General features: G+C 50.0%; 16 protein-coding genes and 2 other annotated features. Of the genes, 3 read left to right on the top strand and 13 right to left on the bottom strand.

What is annotated here, in order from left to right; genetic code table 11:
• Positions 1-67: 67 nt before the first annotated feature.
• Complete coding sequence (locus tag ACFSB2_RS15990; RefSeq protein ID WP_377944093.1) at positions 68-619, top strand: GNAT family N-acetyltransferase; 552 nt, start codon at positions 68-70, stop codon at positions 617-619.
• Positions 620-703: 84 nt separating this feature from the next.
• Here the strand turns inward: ACFSB2_RS15990 and ACFSB2_RS15995 are convergent, their stop codons facing one another.
• Positions 704-1,075: a VOC family protein gene (locus tag ACFSB2_RS15995; RefSeq protein ID WP_377944094.1), complete on the bottom strand. Its 372-nt coding sequence runs from the start codon at positions 1,073-1,075 to the stop codon at positions 704-706.
• Between the two features lie 100 nt (positions 1,076-1,175).
• Positions 1,176-2,375: an MFS transporter gene (locus ACFSB2_RS16000; protein ID WP_377944171.1), complete on the bottom strand. Its 1,200-nt coding sequence runs from the start codon at positions 2,373-2,375 to the stop codon at positions 1,176-1,178.
• A gap of 336 nt (positions 2,376-2,711) precedes the next feature.
• On the opposite strand from ACFSB2_RS16000, the gene pabB reads away from it, so the two are divergent.
• A complete protein-coding gene (gene pabB, locus ACFSB2_RS16005) occupies positions 2,712-4,499 on the top strand; it encodes an aminodeoxychorismate synthase component I (RefSeq protein WP_377944095.1) in 1,788 nt (595 codons plus the stop codon).
• Positions 4,500-4,589: 90 nt separating this feature from the next.
• Here pabB and ACFSB2_RS16010 read toward each other — a convergent pair whose 3' ends face one another.
• From ACFSB2_RS16010 to ACFSB2_RS16050, 9 genes are all read right to left on the bottom strand, one after another.
• Positions 4,590-6,374: a PAS domain S-box protein gene (locus tag ACFSB2_RS16010; protein ID WP_377944096.1), complete on the bottom strand. Its 1,785-nt coding sequence runs from the start codon at positions 6,372-6,374 to the stop codon at positions 4,590-4,592.
• Between the two features lie 280 nt (positions 6,375-6,654).
• The gene (locus ACFSB2_RS16015) at positions 6,655-8,253 is read right to left on the bottom strand and encodes an ABC-F family ATPase (protein ID WP_377944097.1); all 1,599 of its coding nucleotides are present in this window, start codon (positions 8,251-8,253) and stop codon (positions 6,655-6,657) included.
• Between the two features lie 294 nt (positions 8,254-8,547).
• Positions 8,548-8,745: a YwbE family protein gene (locus ACFSB2_RS16020; RefSeq protein WP_377944098.1), complete on the bottom strand. Its 198-nt coding sequence runs from the start codon at positions 8,743-8,745 to the stop codon at positions 8,548-8,550.
• Positions 8,746-8,845: 100 nt separating this feature from the next.
• A complete protein-coding gene (ribF, locus tag ACFSB2_RS16025) occupies positions 8,846-9,796 on the bottom strand; it encodes a riboflavin biosynthesis protein RibF (RefSeq protein ID WP_377944099.1) in 951 nt (316 codons plus the stop codon).
• Between the two features lie 362 nt (positions 9,797-10,158).
• Entirely contained in the window at positions 10,159-10,623 is a 465-nt protein-coding gene (locus ACFSB2_RS16030) for a DnaJ family domain-containing protein (RefSeq protein ID WP_377944100.1), read from the bottom strand.
• Between the two features lie 166 nt (positions 10,624-10,789).
• On the bottom strand, positions 10,790-11,185 hold the full coding sequence (locus ACFSB2_RS16035; protein ID WP_377944101.1) for a rhodanese-like domain-containing protein: 396 nt from the start codon (positions 11,183-11,185) through the stop codon (positions 10,790-10,792).
• 120 nt (positions 11,186-11,305) lie between these two features.
• A complete protein-coding gene (locus tag ACFSB2_RS16040; protein ID WP_377944102.1) occupies positions 11,306-12,325 on the bottom strand; it encodes an ABC-2 transporter permease in 1,020 nt (339 codons plus the stop codon).
• On the bottom strand, positions 12,303-13,220 hold the full coding sequence (locus tag ACFSB2_RS16045) for an ABC transporter ATP-binding protein (protein ID WP_377944103.1): 918 nt from the start codon (positions 13,218-13,220) through the stop codon (positions 12,303-12,305). Before ACFSB2_RS16045 ends, ACFSB2_RS16040 begins: the two co-directional genes overlap by 23 nt.
• Positions 13,217-13,618, bottom strand: a complete 402-nt coding sequence (locus ACFSB2_RS16050; RefSeq protein WP_377944104.1) for a GntR family transcriptional regulator — start codon at positions 13,616-13,618, stop codon at positions 13,217-13,219. The genes ACFSB2_RS16045 and ACFSB2_RS16050 overlap by 4 nt, the downstream gene beginning before the upstream one ends.
• Positions 13,619-13,873: 255 nt before the next feature.
• On the opposite strand from ACFSB2_RS16050, the gene ACFSB2_RS16055 reads away from it, so the two are divergent.
• Positions 13,874-15,226, top strand: a complete 1,353-nt coding sequence (locus ACFSB2_RS16055) for a hypothetical protein (RefSeq protein ID WP_377944105.1) — start codon at positions 13,874-13,876, stop codon at positions 15,224-15,226.
• 79 nt (positions 15,227-15,305) lie between these two features.
• On the opposite strand, the gene ACFSB2_RS16060 is transcribed toward ACFSB2_RS16055, so the two are convergent.
• Positions 15,306-15,632, bottom strand: a complete 327-nt coding sequence (locus tag ACFSB2_RS16060; RefSeq protein WP_377944106.1) for a chorismate mutase — start codon at positions 15,630-15,632, stop codon at positions 15,306-15,308.
• A gap of 117 nt (positions 15,633-15,749) precedes the next feature.
• Positions 15,750-15,977, bottom strand: a binding site (T-box leader).
• A gap of 101 nt (positions 15,978-16,078) precedes the next feature.
• Positions 16,079-16,310 (bottom strand) — a binding site (T-box leader).
• Positions 16,311-16,416: 106 nt separating this feature from the next.
• Entirely contained in the window at positions 16,417-18,321 is a 1,905-nt protein-coding gene (locus tag ACFSB2_RS16065; protein WP_377944172.1) for an ABC-F family ATP-binding cassette domain-containing protein, read from the bottom strand.
• Positions 18,322-18,391: the final 70 nt, after the last annotated feature.

Below are 18,391 nucleotides of genomic sequence, written 5' to 3' on the forward strand. Positions count from 1 at the left end.
TTGATGGAAATGACAACTTTGACATTTCCCAAGCAATATTGACGACAATCGACAGGGGGTACACGAGATGAGCGCAGATTTCATGCCCGTCATCGAGACAAATCGCACGATTCTCCGCCAACTCGTACCTGCCGACGCGGGCGAACTGTTTGCCTATGCCTCTGATGAAGCCGTAGCCAAATATACTACATGGCAACCACATCAAACTGTAGATGATGCCCGCCAATTTATTCAGCGCGCGCTGGAGCGATATGCACAAAACATTCATGCCGATTGGGGCATCATTGAAAAGGCTACAGACAGGCTGATTGGGACATGCGGGTTCGTCCATGTCCACCCGCATCGACGCGCTGAAATTGGCTATGCGCTTGGTCGAACGCATTGGAATCAAGGTTTGATGAGTGAGGTTGTCAAAAGCGTCATTCTCTACGGCTTTAAAACCCTTCAACTGCATCGCATTGAGGCGCGCGCCGATGTCCGCAATGTTGGCTCTTGGCGCGTGATGGAAAAGTGTAACATGACATTCGAAGGCGTATTGCGAGGACATCTGTTTGCGAAAAACGAATTTCACGATGTACGCATGTATTCTATTCTTGTATCAGAGTTGGATGACCCCTGATATTTGAACTCAAAGATGTTACATCATTGCTGTCGACGATATGCGCGCATATCGAAAAATAGAAAATTTCACAAATCCCCCGTTTCACGCATCCGGGCTGGCCAGAACAAACGTGTTTCCGTCGGGATCTCTAAAAATTGCCTGCATGCCGCCCCATTCCGCACGTTCTGCTGGCCGAACAAATTCGACGCCGAGATCGCGCAACCGGATATATTCGGCTTCCACATCATCGCTCGTAAACGCCACATTTTGAAATGAGCCGATACGCCCCTCATCCCCAGGCGGTGTAAACAGGACAACGAGTATATCTGAACCAGGCGGTTTCAGTTCGATCCAGCGCTGTCCCCCGCCAAACGGCTGATCTGTCACCAATTGAAATCCAAGTTTTTCTGTGTAAAAGCTGAGTGATACATCCTGATTGCGAACCGGAATGCTGACAAAACGAACTTTCATCATGATAAACTGCTCCCATCTCAAACGGAGTGATACACACATAGACAACATTCAGTATATAACAGCGACGCAGACAAAACGAACCCGACCGCCAAAAGTCCAATCATTCCTCGGCAACTGACTTCTCCAAAGGCGAGATCTTATCTACCCAATACGTGAAGCCCATGGTCAGTAAAAGCAAGAGACCCGTCACCCAAAAGACGCTGTGAATGGTGTACGCGCCGCCAACGGCGCCGCCCACAATCGGGCCGAACATGGTGCCCAACTGATTCGCAGTTTGATTTAAACTAAAAGCGCGACCGCGGAAATCGCTCTGCGTAGAGCGGACCACCAATCCATTTAAAGCAGGGAACACCGCGCAGAAAAAGGCCCCAAACATAAAACGCACAATCGAAAATCCCCAAATGTTGTGGAATAGAATTTGGGCCAGGTTGCCAAGTCCACCGCCCAATAATCCAATCATTAAAACATAGCGAAAACCGACTTTACTAGATAGTTTCCCCCATTGCGGCGCAAACAGCACACTGGCGATGCCCGCAAGTGAGAAGACAATCCCCGCCAACAAAGACGCATTGTTGACCGATCCGCCAATCTGCACGATATAAAGCGGCAAAACGGGTTCGATGGTCATCACCGAAAAAGAGGTGAGAATCGTCAACAGCATGACAAACATGAAAGTGCGGTTTTGCGCAGCCACACCTATGGCGCCAAATACTGTGCTTTTTCCCTTGCTGGGGACAAATCCTTCTTCTTTCACGAAAAATATAACCAGCAACGTAGATAAAAACACCAAAACGCCTGCACTGCCAAAAGCCATTCGGTTGTCCAGCAATTTAGAGATGCCGCCCCCCAAAAGCGGACCGATGATGCCGCCCGATGATGTGGCGGTGGATATCATCGCCAAAGCATATCCAATTTTATTCTCGGGAGTACTCGTGCCAACCAACGCGATGGCGCCTGGGATATATCCTGATAAGAGACCTTGCATCACGCGCAAGATAAGGAGTTCATACGGATTGGTCACAAACGCGGTTAAAAAATAAATGAGTCCAAGGGCAATGCCCGCGCGAATAATCATCGGCTTGCGCCCGTACTTGTCAGCAACCGCCCCCCAAAACGGTGAGGCGACCGCCCCAGCCAGAAACGCAGCGCTGAACAAAAGCCCTGACCACATCTCAGTGTGATGCTTAACACCAATTTGAAGAAGAAACAGCGGTAAAAAAGGAATGACCATCGAATAGCTTGCAGATGTGACAAGTGAACCGATCCACAAAATCAGTAAGTTCTTCTGCCAATTCTCCATGTATCTGAACCTTATCAAGTTATGACGCCTTCTTTTCACTTTATTCAATGACTGGGTCGGAAGATATTGTAAAACCCAACGCATTGAGACACGTAGACTATTGTACATCTATTTCTTGCTGCTGAACGCACGAATTTCACTTCATCTTGTTCTAACGTCATTACAATCTTCATCCAGTCAATTTAAGCACGCGCCACCACAGCAGTCTATGCCTAAATCGTCGCGAAAAGACAGACGAAAAGCGTCCCGCACGTAACAAAAATGAATTCAAATCAGCTAAAATGAGACGTGCACCCAATGGTACATCATATTCCACGAAATAGGTGACCCAATTCTATGCAACAAAGCGCATGCAACCCAATATTGATTTTTAATTTTGCCGACGCCGAATACGAGCAAGGAATGCAATTCACCCATCCCGTTGACATCATCGCGGCGTATGCGCTCGATAAAGTGCGCCCTTGTATTCGCCAAATTGAATCATATATCGAACAAGGCTTTTACGCAGCTGGCTTCCTCTCCTATGAAGCAGCGCCAGCATTTGATCCGGCGATGGTCGTGCGACCATGCCACACAGAACATGGTCCACTTTTGTGGTTCGGCATCTATGAAAAACCTGAACCTGTGCAGCAACCCGCATCTCTTGGCGCGTATCACATCGGAGATTGGGCGCCAACGGTAAGCAAAGAGATGTACAAAGCGCAGATCGACCGCATTCACAAGGCAATTGAACGCGGTGAAACTTATCAGGTCAATTACACCATGCGCATGCGCGCTCCATTTGAAGGCGATGCATATGCGTTCTATGAAACCTTAAAAAGCGCGCAGCAGGCCAAATATGCCGCTTATCTGAATATGGGTCAGCACAAAATCCTGTCCGTTTCACCTGAGCTGTTTTTCCGAATTGATGACGGCAACATCACGACCTCCCCGATGAAAGGCACCACGCACCGCGGGCGCTGGCCGGCAGAGGATGAGGCTCAAATGGAAAGTCTGCGCCATTCGGAGAAAGACCAGGCTGAAAATGTGATGATTGTCGACTTATTGCGCAATGACCTCGGCCGCATCGCTGAAATCGGCTCGGTCCACGTCACTGAACTGTTCAAAGTGGAGCCGTATCCGACCGTTTTCCAACTGACATCGACCATCACAGCCAAGTTGCGCCAAGACGCCAATTTGACTGCCATATTGACCGCCCTCTTCCCCTGCGGCTCTGTCACCGGCGCGCCAAAAGTGTCGACAATGAAGCTTATTAAAGCGCTGGAAACCCACTCAAGGGGCGTGTACTGCGGCACCGTTGGTTACCTTCAGCCGAATGGCGACGCGACCTTTAATGTCGCCATTCGCACAGTCGAGATCGACCAAAAGATGCACATGGCCACGTACGGAACTGGCGGCGGCATCACCTGGGATTCGGTCGCTGACATCGAATACCAGGAGGCATATACAAAAACCCGCGTGTTAACCGAACCGATAGACCCATTCCAGCTCCTAGAAACCATCCGCTACGAACAAGGCGCTTACGTCCTGCTCGAGCGTCATTTAGCCCGTCTGGTCGAATCAGCTCAATACTTTGCCATCCCGCTTGATCTCGCCACGCTTCGTTCCACCCTAGAGACATATGCGCACGCATTTGCCGCAGGCGAACGTTATCGTGTGCGACTGCTGGTTGCAGCGGACGGAAAAGTGGAAATCGAGCACGCACCCCTTACCTTAGCGACGCATGCGTCACAACCTGTCACATTGGCCCAGCGTCCGATGGATCCAGCGAACCGGTTTTTTTATCACAAAACCACCCACCGCGACATTTACGCCGTCCATCGTCAGGATCATCCAGGTGTTTTCGATGTGTTACTTTGGAATCCAGCGGGTGAAATCACTGAATTCACCATTGGCAACATCGTGATCAAAATGGATGGCGCTTTATGGACACCCCCGCGTGCTTGCGGACTGTTGGCTGGCACACTTCGCGCGGAACTCATCGCGAACAATGTGATCCAGGAGCGCATTCTCGTTCGTGATGATCTCCATCGCGCAGAGCAAATTTGGCTGATCAACAGCGTGCGCGGTTGGGTGCCCGTACATCTCATCGACACTGAAGACAGCGGCCAAGCACAGCCATAAATGCACAAACACACTCATCCGGCGGATAAACAGCACTTTGGCGCTTGTCTATCCGCCGACGGTTCCACTCTGCGGCTTTTTCCTCAACCTCTAGGCGAGCGGTAACACAATGCTGACGCAGGTGCCTTTGCCGATCTCGCTTGTGATATGTATCTGTCCATTGTGATCCTCAATGATCCGCTTGCTCAACATCAGCCCTAGGCCAGTCCCCTGTGACTTGGTGGTGTAAAAAGGATTCCCGAGTTTTGAAATTTGCTCCTTTGGGATGCCTTCTCCCTCGTCCACAAATTGAATACATACGTTGTCTTGACGCACTTCCAGCCTGATCTCCAGCTCGCCTCCGTTTTGCATCGCCTCAATTGCATTTTTTATGATATTGACGAAAACTTGCTTGAGTCGACTTTCCTCGCACAATACAACAGGAACAGGCATATCGAAGCGTTGAATGATGGTGACGTTATTCAAAATAGCCTGCGTTTCTAGGAGCGCAATGACATCTTTGAGAATCACATTGATTTTTCTCGGCTCAAAATTCATCCCTTGTGGTTTGGCCAAAACCAACAACTCACTTAAAATCATCTCAATGCGATTGAGTTCATTTTGCATAATATCACAATATTCTTTAACATTTTCTCTTGATTCCACCTGCAGCAACTGCAAAAATCCCTTGAGCGCAGTCAGTGGATTGCGAATTTCATGCGCCACACCAGCCGCAAGCTGACCAACTGCGGACAGCTTTTCCGACTGGATGATCAACTCCTCCGACGCCTTTCGCTCAGTGACATCATGCATAATCATTTGCACGCCAGTTTCCCCAAACGGAATCCCTGTCACCTCTGCATGCACGATATCCCCATTCACTTGTATCCATTTTTGTTCAACGACGCCAACTTGCTTTCCGGCGCGCATATCCTTGGTTCGATTTAGCCACTCTTCATGATGATCTGGATGCAAGAAATGGTCATAGCGGCGGCCGACAATTTCGGCTTCTGATTTCGCCCCGAAAAAACGAACGCCTGCAGGGTTGATAAAAACCCATTTTCCATCGTCCAATATGCCGATCACATCAAGCAAATTATCGATGAGCTGGCGGTATTGTTCCTGGCTCCGCTGCAACTTTTGATGCATTCGTTTCCGTTTGCTGATGTCGCGGATGATGCCAATAAAATAGCTCCCTATCCCCTCATCCGTCGTCGACAAGGAGAGTTCAATTGGAATTTCCGTTCCATCTTTGCGCAGTCCAACCAATTCCACTGTGTTGCCAATCAGCTTAGGTTCGCCAACTTCAAGATAATGCTTGAATCCCTGAAAATGTGCCGCGCGAAACCGCTCAGGAATAATGAGAGATAACTCGTCACCAATGCATTCGTCGGCCATATAACCAAAGATTTTTTGTGCAGATGCGTTCCATTTGACAATCTTCCCCCGGTCATCGACCACAATCATTCCATCTTTGGTCGCATCCAAAACGAAACGCATTTGCACTTCTGCTTGTTTCTGTTCTGTGATGTCCTGAATGATGCCAGTGATGTGATCACATGTTTCGATGCTGCCCTCTGTTTCCTGTATGCGCACCATCCGCCTAGAGCCATCGGATCCAATCACACGAAACTCCAAGCCGATTCGCTCATTCTGACCATGAGCAATAAAATTTCGGACAATCGATCTATCCTCTGGACAGATGGTTTGAAGGATTTTATCACACGAAATTGGGCATTCATGTGTATCCAAGCCAAGAATGTCAACAGCCACTTGATTCAGGAAACATTCGTGTGATGTAAAATTGATGTCCCACAGTCCGACACGCAGGGCTTTGAAGACTTGAGTCAAATCCATCCTATTAAAAAAATCAAATTCAGTTCCCTGATTGACCAATGGCGATACGCATCCTTCCACAATACCCGTGATGATTGCAATCAAACTGTTTGTTTATTCTTCATTGTGCGAATCATACAGTCGCTTGTCGTCAGCGCCTACACATTGCTTATAGACCGCTCTCCGATATACCAAGCCATGAAATCATCATATAATCTATAAAGTTTCAATCTACCTTCTAATTATCAGTCAATTTAATTCTATACAAATTGAGAATGACGTACCAAGCGGCACGCCATTCTCAATTTGTATACCGGAGTTGCCCGCATCGCAAAACAATTTAAACATTCACCAAAGCATCCCGCTTTGCGAGATATTCATCATAAGATCCAACAAAGTCGACGACGCCCGTCGGAGTCAATTCAACGATGCGATTGGCCACATCCGTCACCAGTTGACGCGCATGTGAGACAAAGATAACCGATCCTTCAAACTCTGAAAGCGCGGTTGTCAACGCGTCAATCGACTCCAAATCCAAGTGGTTGGTCGGTTCGTCCAAGATCAACACGTTTCCTTGCAACAAAAGCATCTTAGCCAGCATCAAACGCGCTGTTTCCCCACCAGAAAGCACTTCGGTGGATTTGTGCACCTCATTCTTCGAAAAGAGCATGCGGCCGAGAATGCTGCGAATGGTCTGTTCGTCTGCCTGTTCGTCGAAACTGCGCAACCATTCGTAAACGGTGGTGTTCTTCGGAATCACCTCGTTGTGATCCTGCGCAAAATAGCTGGGCTGAGCGGATTTGCCCCACGTGACCGTGCCCGCATCTGGCGTCAGTTCTCCCAACATCACATTGAGCAATGTCGTTTTCCCAATGCCATTTACGCCGATGACAGCGACTTTGTCGCCACCTGTGATATCAAGCCGGACATCTTTTAACACGTGCAAGTCATCGAATGACTTATTGATGCCATCGAGCGAAACCACTTGCTGGCCAAGTTTTTGCTGTGTAGTGAATTTGATGTACGGTGCGACGCGCGATGATGGACGCACCTCTTGAATTTCGATTTTGTCAATTTGCTTTTGGCGGCTGGTCGCCTGTTTCGCCTTGCTCTTATTTGCTGAGAACCGCGCGACGAATTCTTTGAGTTCCGCGATTTTGTCCATATTACGCGCATTGTCAGCCAAAAGCTGTTCACGCGCCAGTGTGCTCGCTGCCACGAAATAATCGTAGTTGCCAGTGAACATCGTAATCTGTTTATAATCCACATCCACCATGTGCGTACAGACCGTGTTGAGAAAATGCCTGTCATGTGAAATGATGACCATCGTGCCTTTGTGCGCGAGCAAGAAATTCTCCAACCAACGAATGGTATCGAGATCCAAGTGGTTGGTCGGCTCGTCCAACAAGAGAATATCCGGTCGACCAAACAGCACTTGTGCAAGCAATACACGCAACTTGAAGCCGCCGATCATCGAACTCATCAAGTCATTGTGTTTCTCAACTGGAATACCGAGTCCCTCAAGCAGTTCTGCCGCGAAATACTCCGCAGAATATCCATCCATGTCGGCAAACGTGCTCTCCAGTTCACCGACCAGCATGCCTTCTTCCTCGGTCATTTCCGGCAATGCATACAGCCGCTCCCGCTCCTTCATCACTTTCCAGAGCTCTGGATGCCCCATCAACACCGTATCCAGCACGGTAAAATCGTCGTATTGGTAGTGATCTTGACGCAGAACGCCAACCCGCAAATCTGGCGCAATGGTGACCGTACCCGTCGTCGCTTCAAAATCGCCCACTAAAATCTTCATAAAGGTCGACTTCCCTGCGCCGTTTGCGCCAATCAACCCATAGCGATTGCCTTGATCGAAACTTAAATTGACACCTTCAAATAAAATACGGCTCCCGAAAGAAACCGAAACATCTTTTACACGAATCATATTTGATGTGCTCCCTCAATTGTTCATTGTGTTCATCTTCAAAGAATACGTTGGCGTATTCTGGAAATCATCGTCATTCATTGTCACATCATACGTACATCAATGAAGTTTAACATGAATGACACTCTGTCTCACGACTTAATTTTTCCAGTCCCACTTTGGCTCACGATTCTGTGAATACAACAAGCACCATAGACCACCATGCACGATGCGTCCCCGCACCAGCAGAATCATGAAAAGTCCAGTCAACCGGGCAACGCGTATGGTGCTCACCGAAGGTACCGCATGACCCCTTTATCCCACGATGTGCTGTACGCGCCCAACCTGCCCATCTTCAAGGCGCACCTTGATCCCATGTGGATGCGTTGGAGATTTGGTCAAAATATCTTTGACAATGCCCCTGGTGGTCTTGCCAGTTCTTTGATCCTGTTTGAGCACAATATCCACTTCCAGACCCGGCCGAATATCTTTGCGATTCTGCCCGTTCGCCATCCGAACACCTCCTTGGCATACCCTTAGTTACATAGCTTGTGCGCGAATCCGCGCTGTCTGTGATTTCCTGATTGGCTGGCGTTCTGGTAGGCGAGATGCTTCATGCGTGGCCCTCTATGCCCAATCGGGCTTTGGCCATCGCTGTGTCCTTGTGCATCTGCTCAATGAGCGGATCCAAACCAACAAACTTGATCTCATCACGCAGGCGATGCAAAAACGAGACAGAAAGTCGTTTGTCATAGAGATCGCCTGTGAAATCGAGCAAATAAGCTTCAATTAAATAAGATTGTCCATTGACCGTCGGTCGATAACCTGCATTTGTCAATGCATACCAATACTCGCTCTTTTGGCCATTCACGCCATGGATCTCGACCAGCGAGACATAGATCCCTGGCGCCACCATCACATACTCATCAACATCGTCAAAATTTGCCGTTGGGAAACCTAGTTGTCGCCCCAGCGCGGCGCCATGGACAATTGTCCCTGTGATTTGATATGGGCGCCCAAGCAGTGCTTGCGCAGCTTCTACCCTTCCCGCTTGCAGATGTTCGCGAATGCATGCGCTTGTCACCAAACGGCCATTCACTTTTGCCTGGGGCACAACCGTGATGGGCACATCCAGCTTTGCGCATAAGTCCACCAGCGTTTGCACAGTTATGTCTACGTCATGTGCAAAAGATGTTCCTTCACTCACCACTAGGCGCTTGATGTTCAATCGCGTCAACTGCTCCGCGAATAAGGCAGCGGCTGACTGTTTTGTGCAGGCGCCAACATCGCTTACTTCATAAAGGCGGTTGACGCCAAACTGGTTGAAAAGCCGTTCCTGTTCGGCGCGAGGCGTCAGCAAAGATTGCGTAGCTTCGCCTCCTTGAACTGGCCTGTCCATTTGTTGCGAAAAACGGAGAACGGTCAATATTTCGTCCGTTATGTATTGTTTAGCTATGTCAAGCAGTCCTTGATGGCCGATGTGCATCCCGTCAAATTGGCCAACACATAAAACCATCGCATCTGCACTTTGCGGAAATTCATCCACAACCTCAATCCATTCCATGATGACGCTCCCCTTGACAACAAAGCCACACGTATTTTAGTAGACAATAAATTGTATTGCAAAAAATCGCTGTATGCGAACTGTGCACAAAAGCGATTGAACTGAGGGTCATCTATCGCCAAAATTCTCCCCACCTGCACTGGTGATTGGCATGATGCGCTCACTTTTTCATTATATCATCATCAGTTTATACACGATAAATCTCGGAGGTGCGAGCATGTGGACATCAGGCATTGCACAATATCATCACTGTGCAATTCGGAGGACAACCACGAGAGCCGATGGTGTGCAAAATACGGTGAAAAGAGGGAGGGTGACATCCGCAAACGCATACACTGACAGTAGGACACCACCCTCAAACGTTAGCTCCATTTGCTGAGCATGTCTGATAGATGTTCGCGATTGACCAACCCTTTTTGCAACAAGGGCGTCGGAACCATCACGTTGTAACGCTTGATTTTCTGATTGATTTCTTGGATGGCTTCTTCCATCGCCTCGTCGGCGATGCGTGGCTGCCGTTTCAACAAAGCGGCAATCTGGTTGCGGATCTCGTGTTGCAAGTCGACCCAAGCAGGGCGGGCATCTGCATTCTTGAGGATACCGTTCAGAACGGCTTCAGGTGGATCATCCAGGCGGATATTCAACGGTTTGCCTCGTCCTTCAAGCTGATCAAAGGCGCCCTTCTCCTGTTGTTCCGCTATCATTTTGTCCATCCAGCTCATCCGTCCGCGTTCCTTGACTTGCGCCACAGGCGCATTTTCTCGCACTTCTAATGGGGGCTCATGCTTCGTCGGTTCTACTTTCGCGCGCCAAAACCGTTTTTTCATCAAGTCGCCTCCAGTAAACCAAGTTATCTGATGAAGCGTTGAAAACGCTCACTTCTAAAGTATGAACGATTCCATGCCATTGCAGCAGCGCGCGTCCGCCAGAAGCGTGAAAGTTTTGTGAATCAGCAAGTTCAAAAGGGGGCTTTCACCCCCTTCTGCCCTCAAATCAAAGCGATTCCACCTGAAAGCCGGCTTCTTTCCATGCAGCTGTACCACCATCGATAAACGCCACATCTGTAAAGCCCATTTGCTTCAGTATGTAAGCGCCAAGTGCAGCTTGTCCGCCAGCGCCGCAGGTGATGATAACGGGTCGGTTTCTGTCAGCCAAGCGGGCGTCGCGCAGGTGTTCCGGCAATTCCAAATCCGCGCGAATCGGCAACATGCCAAGTGAGATGTTTACACTGCTGGGAATCAGGCCACATGCCCCCGCATCAGCCGCATCCTGCACGTCAATGACCAATGTATTCGGATTGGCGTCAATCTTGGCCCGCGCTTCCTGCGAAGATACAGCCGGTACGTTTTCCCGCGCCTTTGCAACCATTTGCATAAACGTCTTTGCCATCTGCAAACACTCCCTGTCCTAAAATGATGGTATCCAGTACTGAAAACCCAATTTGCTTGCACGTGGGCAGTTCATTGTTGCTATGGCAATTTTAGCATTTCAAGCCACCAGACGTCTAAATTATTGGGCTCTACGCTGCGCCTTTCGCGCGGCACCATCAAATTGTGTCACCAGCCAACGCCAAGCGCATACCACAAACAATAGAAAAATCAGGATTTTAAGCGATTTAGGCACTTGATGAAAAAGGACGTCAACCACCATTAAACCACTGATTGCAACAAGGATGCCGATGCCCCATCGCCGCATGCCTGGCAGAGAAAACAACGCGAATGCGCGTTCAGCCTGCATCTGCCGGAAAAGGCGTTGTGCCGCGGCATAGCACAGAACAATCAACAACAGAAACCAACTGAGATCCAGCCACCCCTGAATGTCATCCACACGACGCCCGACAAACGACCAAGGGGTAATACACGCTTGCCAGTTAAGAAAAATCCAGTTGTACGGCATACGAAAGATCAAACGATAATAGGCATCCGGCAACACCCATTCGACCATCCCCGGCAACTTTTCGAGCAAATATCCAATCCCTAACGCAAACACAGGATTGCTGACTAGAATGGCGATGAGCATAGTTAAGGTAAAGATGCCCGTTTCGACAACCACCTGTGTAACACTCCATGTCAATATCACCACACTTGCAATATGAGCGTGAATAACGCTGTTTAAAATAAAGAGATACAGCCCGCTCAAGCCAAATACCCCAATCAACGTAAGGAAACCAAAACACCACTTTACACGTAAAATTTGCTGCCGGGACACCGGCGTTGTCAGCGCGTACCAGAGAGATCCTCGCTGGCGTTCACTGTACATCAGCATGACCGCATACCCCATCACCACAAAAGCTGCCCAAATGCCAACGCTGCCAGTCGCACCGCCATCCACAAACTGCTGTAGCGCCTGAACCGCTTGCAGACGCCACGGCATTGGGGAAGTCACCCCCGACTTAACCGAAACAATGGTTTGCGCCCACGGCAATTTCACCAGCGTCGGAATGATCAGCAAAAAAACGGATAACGCATACCAACGATGCAGGTACACTTCTTTACGCACAAGCGCTTTAGGAAAAATGGACTCGATCACGCCTATACCCCTCCTCTTCCATCATAATATGGAACAACTCGTATAAGTCGAGTGAATGGACGTCGATATACTCCGCGTTCACAGAGGTCAACCTGTGTTTCCAAACATCCACGTCCCCATCCACAACCAAAGACAAATATGTTCCCTGCCGCCATATGCGGAGCACATTCGGATGTTGTAGCAACTGTGCAGATACTGGACGGTCAAGTACACAGCACACCTCGTGTATACGTTCCTGCAAACTGTCTAACGTTTGGGCGCTGATAATCCGACCGTTTGCCATCACTGCAACGTGATCGGCCATGCGTTCAATCTCTTCCAACTGTTGGGTTGCAAACAGCACGGTCATTTCATCCGCTGCTGCCGCTTCAAGCACCAGATGAAGCAATTGCTGTTTGACGACAGGATCTAGTCCATTGGTCGCTTCATCCAGCACCAAAATCTCTGGACGAGCAGACAGACCGATGACGAAGCGCAGCTGCATTTGCTTGCCTTTGGACAAATGGCGAATCCGTTGTTTTGTGGGCAGCGAAAACGCCTCCAATAACTGTGCCTCGCGTGTCTTATCCCACTTGCGATACATCAGACGCGCTACATTTAGCATTTCCGCCACACGCAAATCTGGGTAAGCACCGATATCACCCGCAATATAGTGGAGGCGTTCGTACAACAATTTTGGGGAGATAGCTGATAAATTCTCGCCTAGGACATAAACTTCGCCAGAGGATGGTTGAAATCGTCCGACTACAAGGCGCAACAGTGTACTCTTGCCCGCGCCGTTGGCGCCAACCAAACCGTAAATACTGCCGCTTGGCACTATCAGATTGGCATCCACTACGGCATGTACGCGCCCAAACGACTTGGCAAGCCCTCTGGTTTCTATCACATCATTCACGCTTGGTTCTCCTCCATTTCTCTCATCCACATATCCACTGCCTCTGTGAACATCTGCTTCAAGCGCTCTGGTGGAATCTGGACATGATGTGCCTCGACAATCAGTTGGTTGATCCGCAATTTCATGTTTTCAAGCTTCTCCTGCCGATTGGGCACCGCGTCTGTTGTGGCAATAAACGTGCCTTTGCTCCGCAATGTCTCTATCACTTTATCTCGTTCAAGCTCCCGGTACGCTTTGGCAACGGTGTTGTGATTGACGCCTTGCAAAGTGGCCATCTCACGCACTGTAGGCAGCCTGTCCCCCGCTTTTAGAATCCCTTTGGCGACCCCTTCCCGCACGCCATCAATCATCTGCTGATAAACAGGTGTCGCGGACCGTGGGTTGATGCGCAACCACATGCTAACACCTCACAATCGTTGTTATATTTGTACTATATCAAAAGGTACAAAATAACCATACTTGTTCTGTCACCTTCATGCAAGCATGCTTTGCGACAAAAGGAAAGCGGTTGTCGAACTTGATAGCGAAGGAGAGATTCTCCGCAACCACCCCGAAGTTTATCCTTCCAAGCTGTGCAATTTATGGTACGCTTGAAAATAGCCATACCGTTTCTTTGAAGGTTTTGCGAAAAAGAACGAGGAGGACGAGAATTGATGAAGCAATGGATCAGTGGAGTCGCCGCAAGTCTGGTTGTACTGGGAAGTGCTGTCCCCATGGCGATGGCAGCGCCGAACAAAGCGGCACTTGGCAGCATCGCATTGAACAACGACACCATCTCCCAGCCATACACATTGACGAAAAACGGCGGCACTTATATGCCTGTTTGGTATGTGATACAGGCCCTGAAGAAAGCTGGCATTCAAAGCAAGTGGAATGGCCACGCGTGGAATCTCACTTCGACAAATCTGCCAACGCCCACAACCAGCAGCACATCCGGCAGCGGCAATGTAGCAGTTTTTCTCAACGGCGTGCAAATCGCGACCATCGCCACCGTCACGGCGAAGGATCCAGCGTCACACGGCAAGACGGCGTATGTCGACGCTGAATCTCTCACGTCCATTCTGAAACAATTGAACATCACCAGCACCGCATCTGGAAAGGCGTGGAATCTCGTCACGCCAGATATCCAAACGCTGGTAAATGCATTCAGCAACACCCAGGCTGCCCCGCAGTCGCAAATGACTGGCAGTGAAACGGAAGACATCCAATTAAACTTGACCAGTAAAGGCAAGTCGGATCCGACCTTCAGTGGTCAGCCTACGAACATAGACATCAGCACGAACATTCAAGTGAAAACTGGAACAGTGGATGGCGAGAAAGCAGCCTATACGAGCATAACGATGAATCTGCCTGCTGATCTGACCGGCGTGTCTGGTTCAGGAGATGACAGTGCAAGCGCAGTGCCACAGACCATCCAGGAGTATCTCCAAGGCAGCAAACTTTGGATGAACGAGGGCAACGGCTGGACTGAGGAAACCGCCGATGAACAATTGATACAAAGTTTGGAATCGCAAATGCCTGGTCAAAACATGGGCTTCTCCGCGCTTCGCCAAATTCAATCCTCACAAAGCGGCGATGGTTACACATATACGGCGACACTCGACACCAGCAGTCTCACAAAGCTTTTGGCACCTCTGTTGGAGACCGTGACCAGCACTGCGTCGGCAAGCGGCGCTGACACATCCGGTGTTTCGAGCAGTGAGATGGCTTCCATCCTCTCAACCGTTCTCAAACAACTGAAAGGTAGCATGCAAATTACCGTACAACCTGTCAACGGCCAGAATGTCGTAACCAGTGAACAGTTGACGATGGATATGAATTTACCCATCAGCTCACTGCCGATTCCCGCTGGTGGAACAGATTCTTCGCTGGCAAGCGACATCGACAGCATCGGGTTGCACGAGACCATGAGCATGAACTATACCTATGATGACAGCACGCCATTCACACCGCCAGCGGATCTGAACACCAGTTCTGACTCCACGAGCGACACAGGCGCCCAATAAACACATCATTATCTAGGGGACTTGTGAAAAAAACTTCTAGCGATTCAAGCTGATGGATTTTCACATGTCCCCGACACGATTATGGAGCGACAGTCCGAGAGTGCCCCTCTCGGACCTCATCTTTGATGATCTCCGCTTCAATGCGACAAGTCTCCTCATGTATGAGTTGATAGAGACGCGACATGAAGTTCGCGCCCAATTGATGCTCCGTCCCCCGCTTCACATAGCGGCGCTCCACTTCCTTGGCTCGATCCGCCTGTACGACCGGCTGCTCACACCGCTTTTTCAACTCGGCGATATGTTTCGCCGCCTCGAACCGCTTGGCAAGATAGTCGATCATCTGTTGATCGATACCGTCAATCTCTGACCGATACGTGTGAATGCCTGTCGTCCATTCCTCTTGCACGTTCAATTCCTCCTTGGCCTAAAACCATTCGCGATTTTGAGTACTGCGTTGTCCATGCGCTTTGATGGCTGTATCACCACTGGTTTTGCAACAACAAATAAAAAAGAGACCTCGCCCCATAGGGACGAGATCGCTCGCGGTACCACCCTAATAGAAAGCTCAGTCGCTTTCCATCTTCGTTGCCATAACGAGAAACAACTGTTTCCCGGCCGAGGCTACTGACCAGTACGGTGTTCACCTGGCGGCTCCGGAGTGAACTTCCACAGCGCGGCAGTCCGGTTTGCACCAACCACCGGCTCTCTGCACCTGCACATCGCTGTGTACTCTCTCCATCTAAGCCATTCGACTATTTTTCATCCAGTTACCAATATGTCTTACAGCTACAAAAAAGTGCCCAACCGTTGTTGCTGTACAAAAAGTCTCCTAAACGCAAAAAAGCCCGCCCCTCTAGGGACGAGATCACTCGCGGTACCACCCTAATAAATGGCATGTGCCACTTACCTTCGTTGTGATAACGACAACCCGATGACAAGTTGCCGGCCGAGACTACTGACCACACTTGCGGCGTTCCCCTGGCAGCTCCGGAGTGAACTTCGGCAGACCTGTCAGTTCGGCTCGCACCCACCGCCGACTCTCTAAGCTGAACCAGTCGCGTACTCTCTCCATCAAAGCACTCATATTTCGAATTTTTCTATACTTTATGCCGTGATCGACCAATTGTCAACTGTTCTGATGCAAAAAATATCCCGGCAAATCCAGATATCCGTTCAGCGAAGCCGCCGTGTTACGACTGGCGGCTTCGCTCAATTTCCTCCGCGCGTTCATTCAGATACGTCCATCTTTCCATCAGCGCTTCAAGCTTTGTTTCGAGCGCCTGTTGTTCGGCGTACAAGTCCTGTAATTTTCCGTAGTCATCAGCCGCGTTCTCCATCTGTCGATTCACTTCGGCCAGCGCCTGCTCTGCCTCTGCGATTTTGTCATCAATGGTTTCGTATTCCTTCTGTTCTTTATACGTAAACTTCAGTACTTCCCTTTTGTGTGTATGCGTCGTCCGTTTATCCGGCGCCTCTTCATCAGAGCGCGCTTTGTCGTCTATCGCCGCACGCGCTTTTAAGTAGTCAGAAAAACTGCCGGACTTCTCCTCTATCTCTCCTGCGGTAAAGACAAACAGTTTATCGGCCACCCGGTCCAAAAAATAACGGTCGTGCGATACCGCAATGACCACACCAGGGAAACTGTCGAGATACGATTCGAGCACGGACAATGTCGGAATGTCGAGATCATTGGTCGGCTCATCGAGCAAAAGCACGTTCGGCGCGGTCATCAGCGTGTGCAACAGCGCCAATCGGCGCTTTTCTCCGCCTGACAACTTGCCAATCGGGGTCCACTGCAGTGAACCCGGGAACAAAAATCGCTCCAGCATCTGTGCCGCAGTGATCATCTCGCCATCCGCCGTTTCTACATACGCCGCCTCATCGCGAATATAGTCGATGACCCGTTTGTCAGGATCTAACGCCTCGTGTTCCTGCGAAAAATAGCCGATTTTCACGGTCGATCCAATCGTGACCGCGCCGCTGTCCGGCTGCAGGCGGCCCGCCATCAGCTTTAGCAAAGTGGATTTGCCCATGCCGTTCGGCCCGACGATGCCAATCCGATCCGCGCGCAATACGATATAGCTGAAGTCCCGGATCACGGTCCGCTCGCCATACGCCTTGGACACATTCTCCAATTCGATAATCTGATTGCCAAGCCGCGATTTGACTGAAGACAATTCCAGCTGCGCGCCACCGCCAGTTGGCCCTTGTTCCAGAATGTCATAGTAGCGTTCCGTCCGCGCTTTCTGTTTCGTGCCACGAGCGCGCGGCCCCTTTTGAATCCATTCCAGTTCGTTGCGCAAGAAGTTTTGCCGCTTGTTCTCCGAGGCGCGCTCAGCATCCTCTCGCGCCAACTTTCCTTCGAGAAACGCCTGATAATTGCCGGGGTAGCTGTACAGACGGCCGTGATCGAGCTCAAAAATGCGGTTGACCACGCGTTCCAAGAAATAGCGATCATGCGTGACCATGAACAGCGCACCCTTGCGTTTTTGCAGATAGGTCTCCAACCAAAGCGCGCTCTCGTCGTCAATGTGGTTGGTCGGCTCGTCCAGAATCAGCAAATCGGCTAGTTGTATCAACGCGCGGGCCAAAGCAATCCGCTTGCGCTGACCGCCAGACAATGTGTCGGCCACAGCATTGAAGTCGGTGATGCCAAGCCGTGTCAAGATGCCTTTGGCTTCGTGCTCCAACTGCCACGCATCCAGCGCTTCCAATTGCGCTTGAAGGCGAAGCAATTCCGCTTGCAGTGCGCCGCTGTCTGGTTGCTGTGCCAAGCGGTTCAAAATCGCTTCATACGCACGCAACGCTTTCATCACGGGGGTGTCGCCGTAAAAGATTTGGCTTAACACCGTCGCGCCAGGTTGAAACACAGGCTCCTGCGGCAAGTAATGAACCGTTGTGCCTCCATTCAATGTGATATTTCCCGCATCCGGCCATTCGAGACCGGCAATCATCTTCATCAGTGTGGATTTGCCGGCACCATTGACGCCAATCAACCCAATTCGATCCCCATCGTCAATGCCAAACGAAACATGTGTCAGCAGATTTTTCTCGCCATATGTCTTCGATAGATTTTCCACGGATAGAATGTTCATGTGGAATATGATAGCATACCGCTGACGATGAACTGGCATGCTATCCAAGAAATCGGCGCCCACTAAAAAT

This window comes from Alicyclobacillus fodiniaquatilis (genome assembly GCF_042678105.1).
GTDB lineage: Bacteria > Bacillota > Bacilli > Alicyclobacillales > Alicyclobacillaceae > Alicyclobacillus > Alicyclobacillus fodiniaquatilis.

Coding starts and splice junctions, on each gene's coding strand:
- ACFSB2_RS15990 (WP_377944093.1), top strand. CDS start 68: ATGAGCGCAGATTTCATGCCCGTCATCGAGACAAATCGCACGATTCTC.
- ACFSB2_RS15995 (WP_377944094.1), bottom strand. CDS start 1,075: ATGATGAAAGTTCGTTTTGTCAGCATTCCGGTTCGCAATCAGGATGTA.
- ACFSB2_RS16000 (WP_377944171.1), bottom strand. CDS start 2,375: ATGGAGAATTGGCAGAAGAACTTACTGATTTTGTGGATCGGTTCACTT.
- pabB (WP_377944095.1), top strand. CDS start 2,712: ATGCAACAAAGCGCATGCAACCCAATATTGATTTTTAATTTTGCCGAC.
- ACFSB2_RS16015 (WP_377944097.1), bottom strand. CDS start 8,253: ATGATTCGTGTAAAAGATGTTTCGGTTTCTTTCGGGAGCCGTATTTTA.
- ACFSB2_RS16020 (WP_377944098.1), bottom strand. CDS start 8,745: ATGGCGAACGGGCAGAATCGCAAAGATATTCGGCCGGGTCTGGAAGTG.
- ribF (WP_377944099.1), bottom strand. CDS start 9,796: ATGGAATGGATTGAGGTTGTGGATGAATTTCCGCAAAGTGCAGATGCG.
- ACFSB2_RS16030 (WP_377944100.1), bottom strand. CDS start 10,623: ATGAAAAAACGGTTTTGGCGCGCGAAAGTAGAACCGACGAAGCATGAG.
- ACFSB2_RS16035 (WP_377944101.1), bottom strand. CDS start 11,185: ATGGCAAAGACGTTTATGCAAATGGTTGCAAAGGCGCGGGAAAACGTA.
- ACFSB2_RS16050 (WP_377944104.1), bottom strand. CDS start 13,618: ATGTGGTTGCGCATCAACCCACGGTCCGCGACACCTGTTTATCAGCAG.
- ACFSB2_RS16055 (WP_377944105.1), top strand. CDS start 13,874: ATGAAGCAATGGATCAGTGGAGTCGCCGCAAGTCTGGTTGTACTGGGA.
- ACFSB2_RS16065 (WP_377944172.1), bottom strand. CDS start 18,321: ATGAACATTCTATCCGTGGAAAATCTATCGAAGACATATGGCGAGAAA.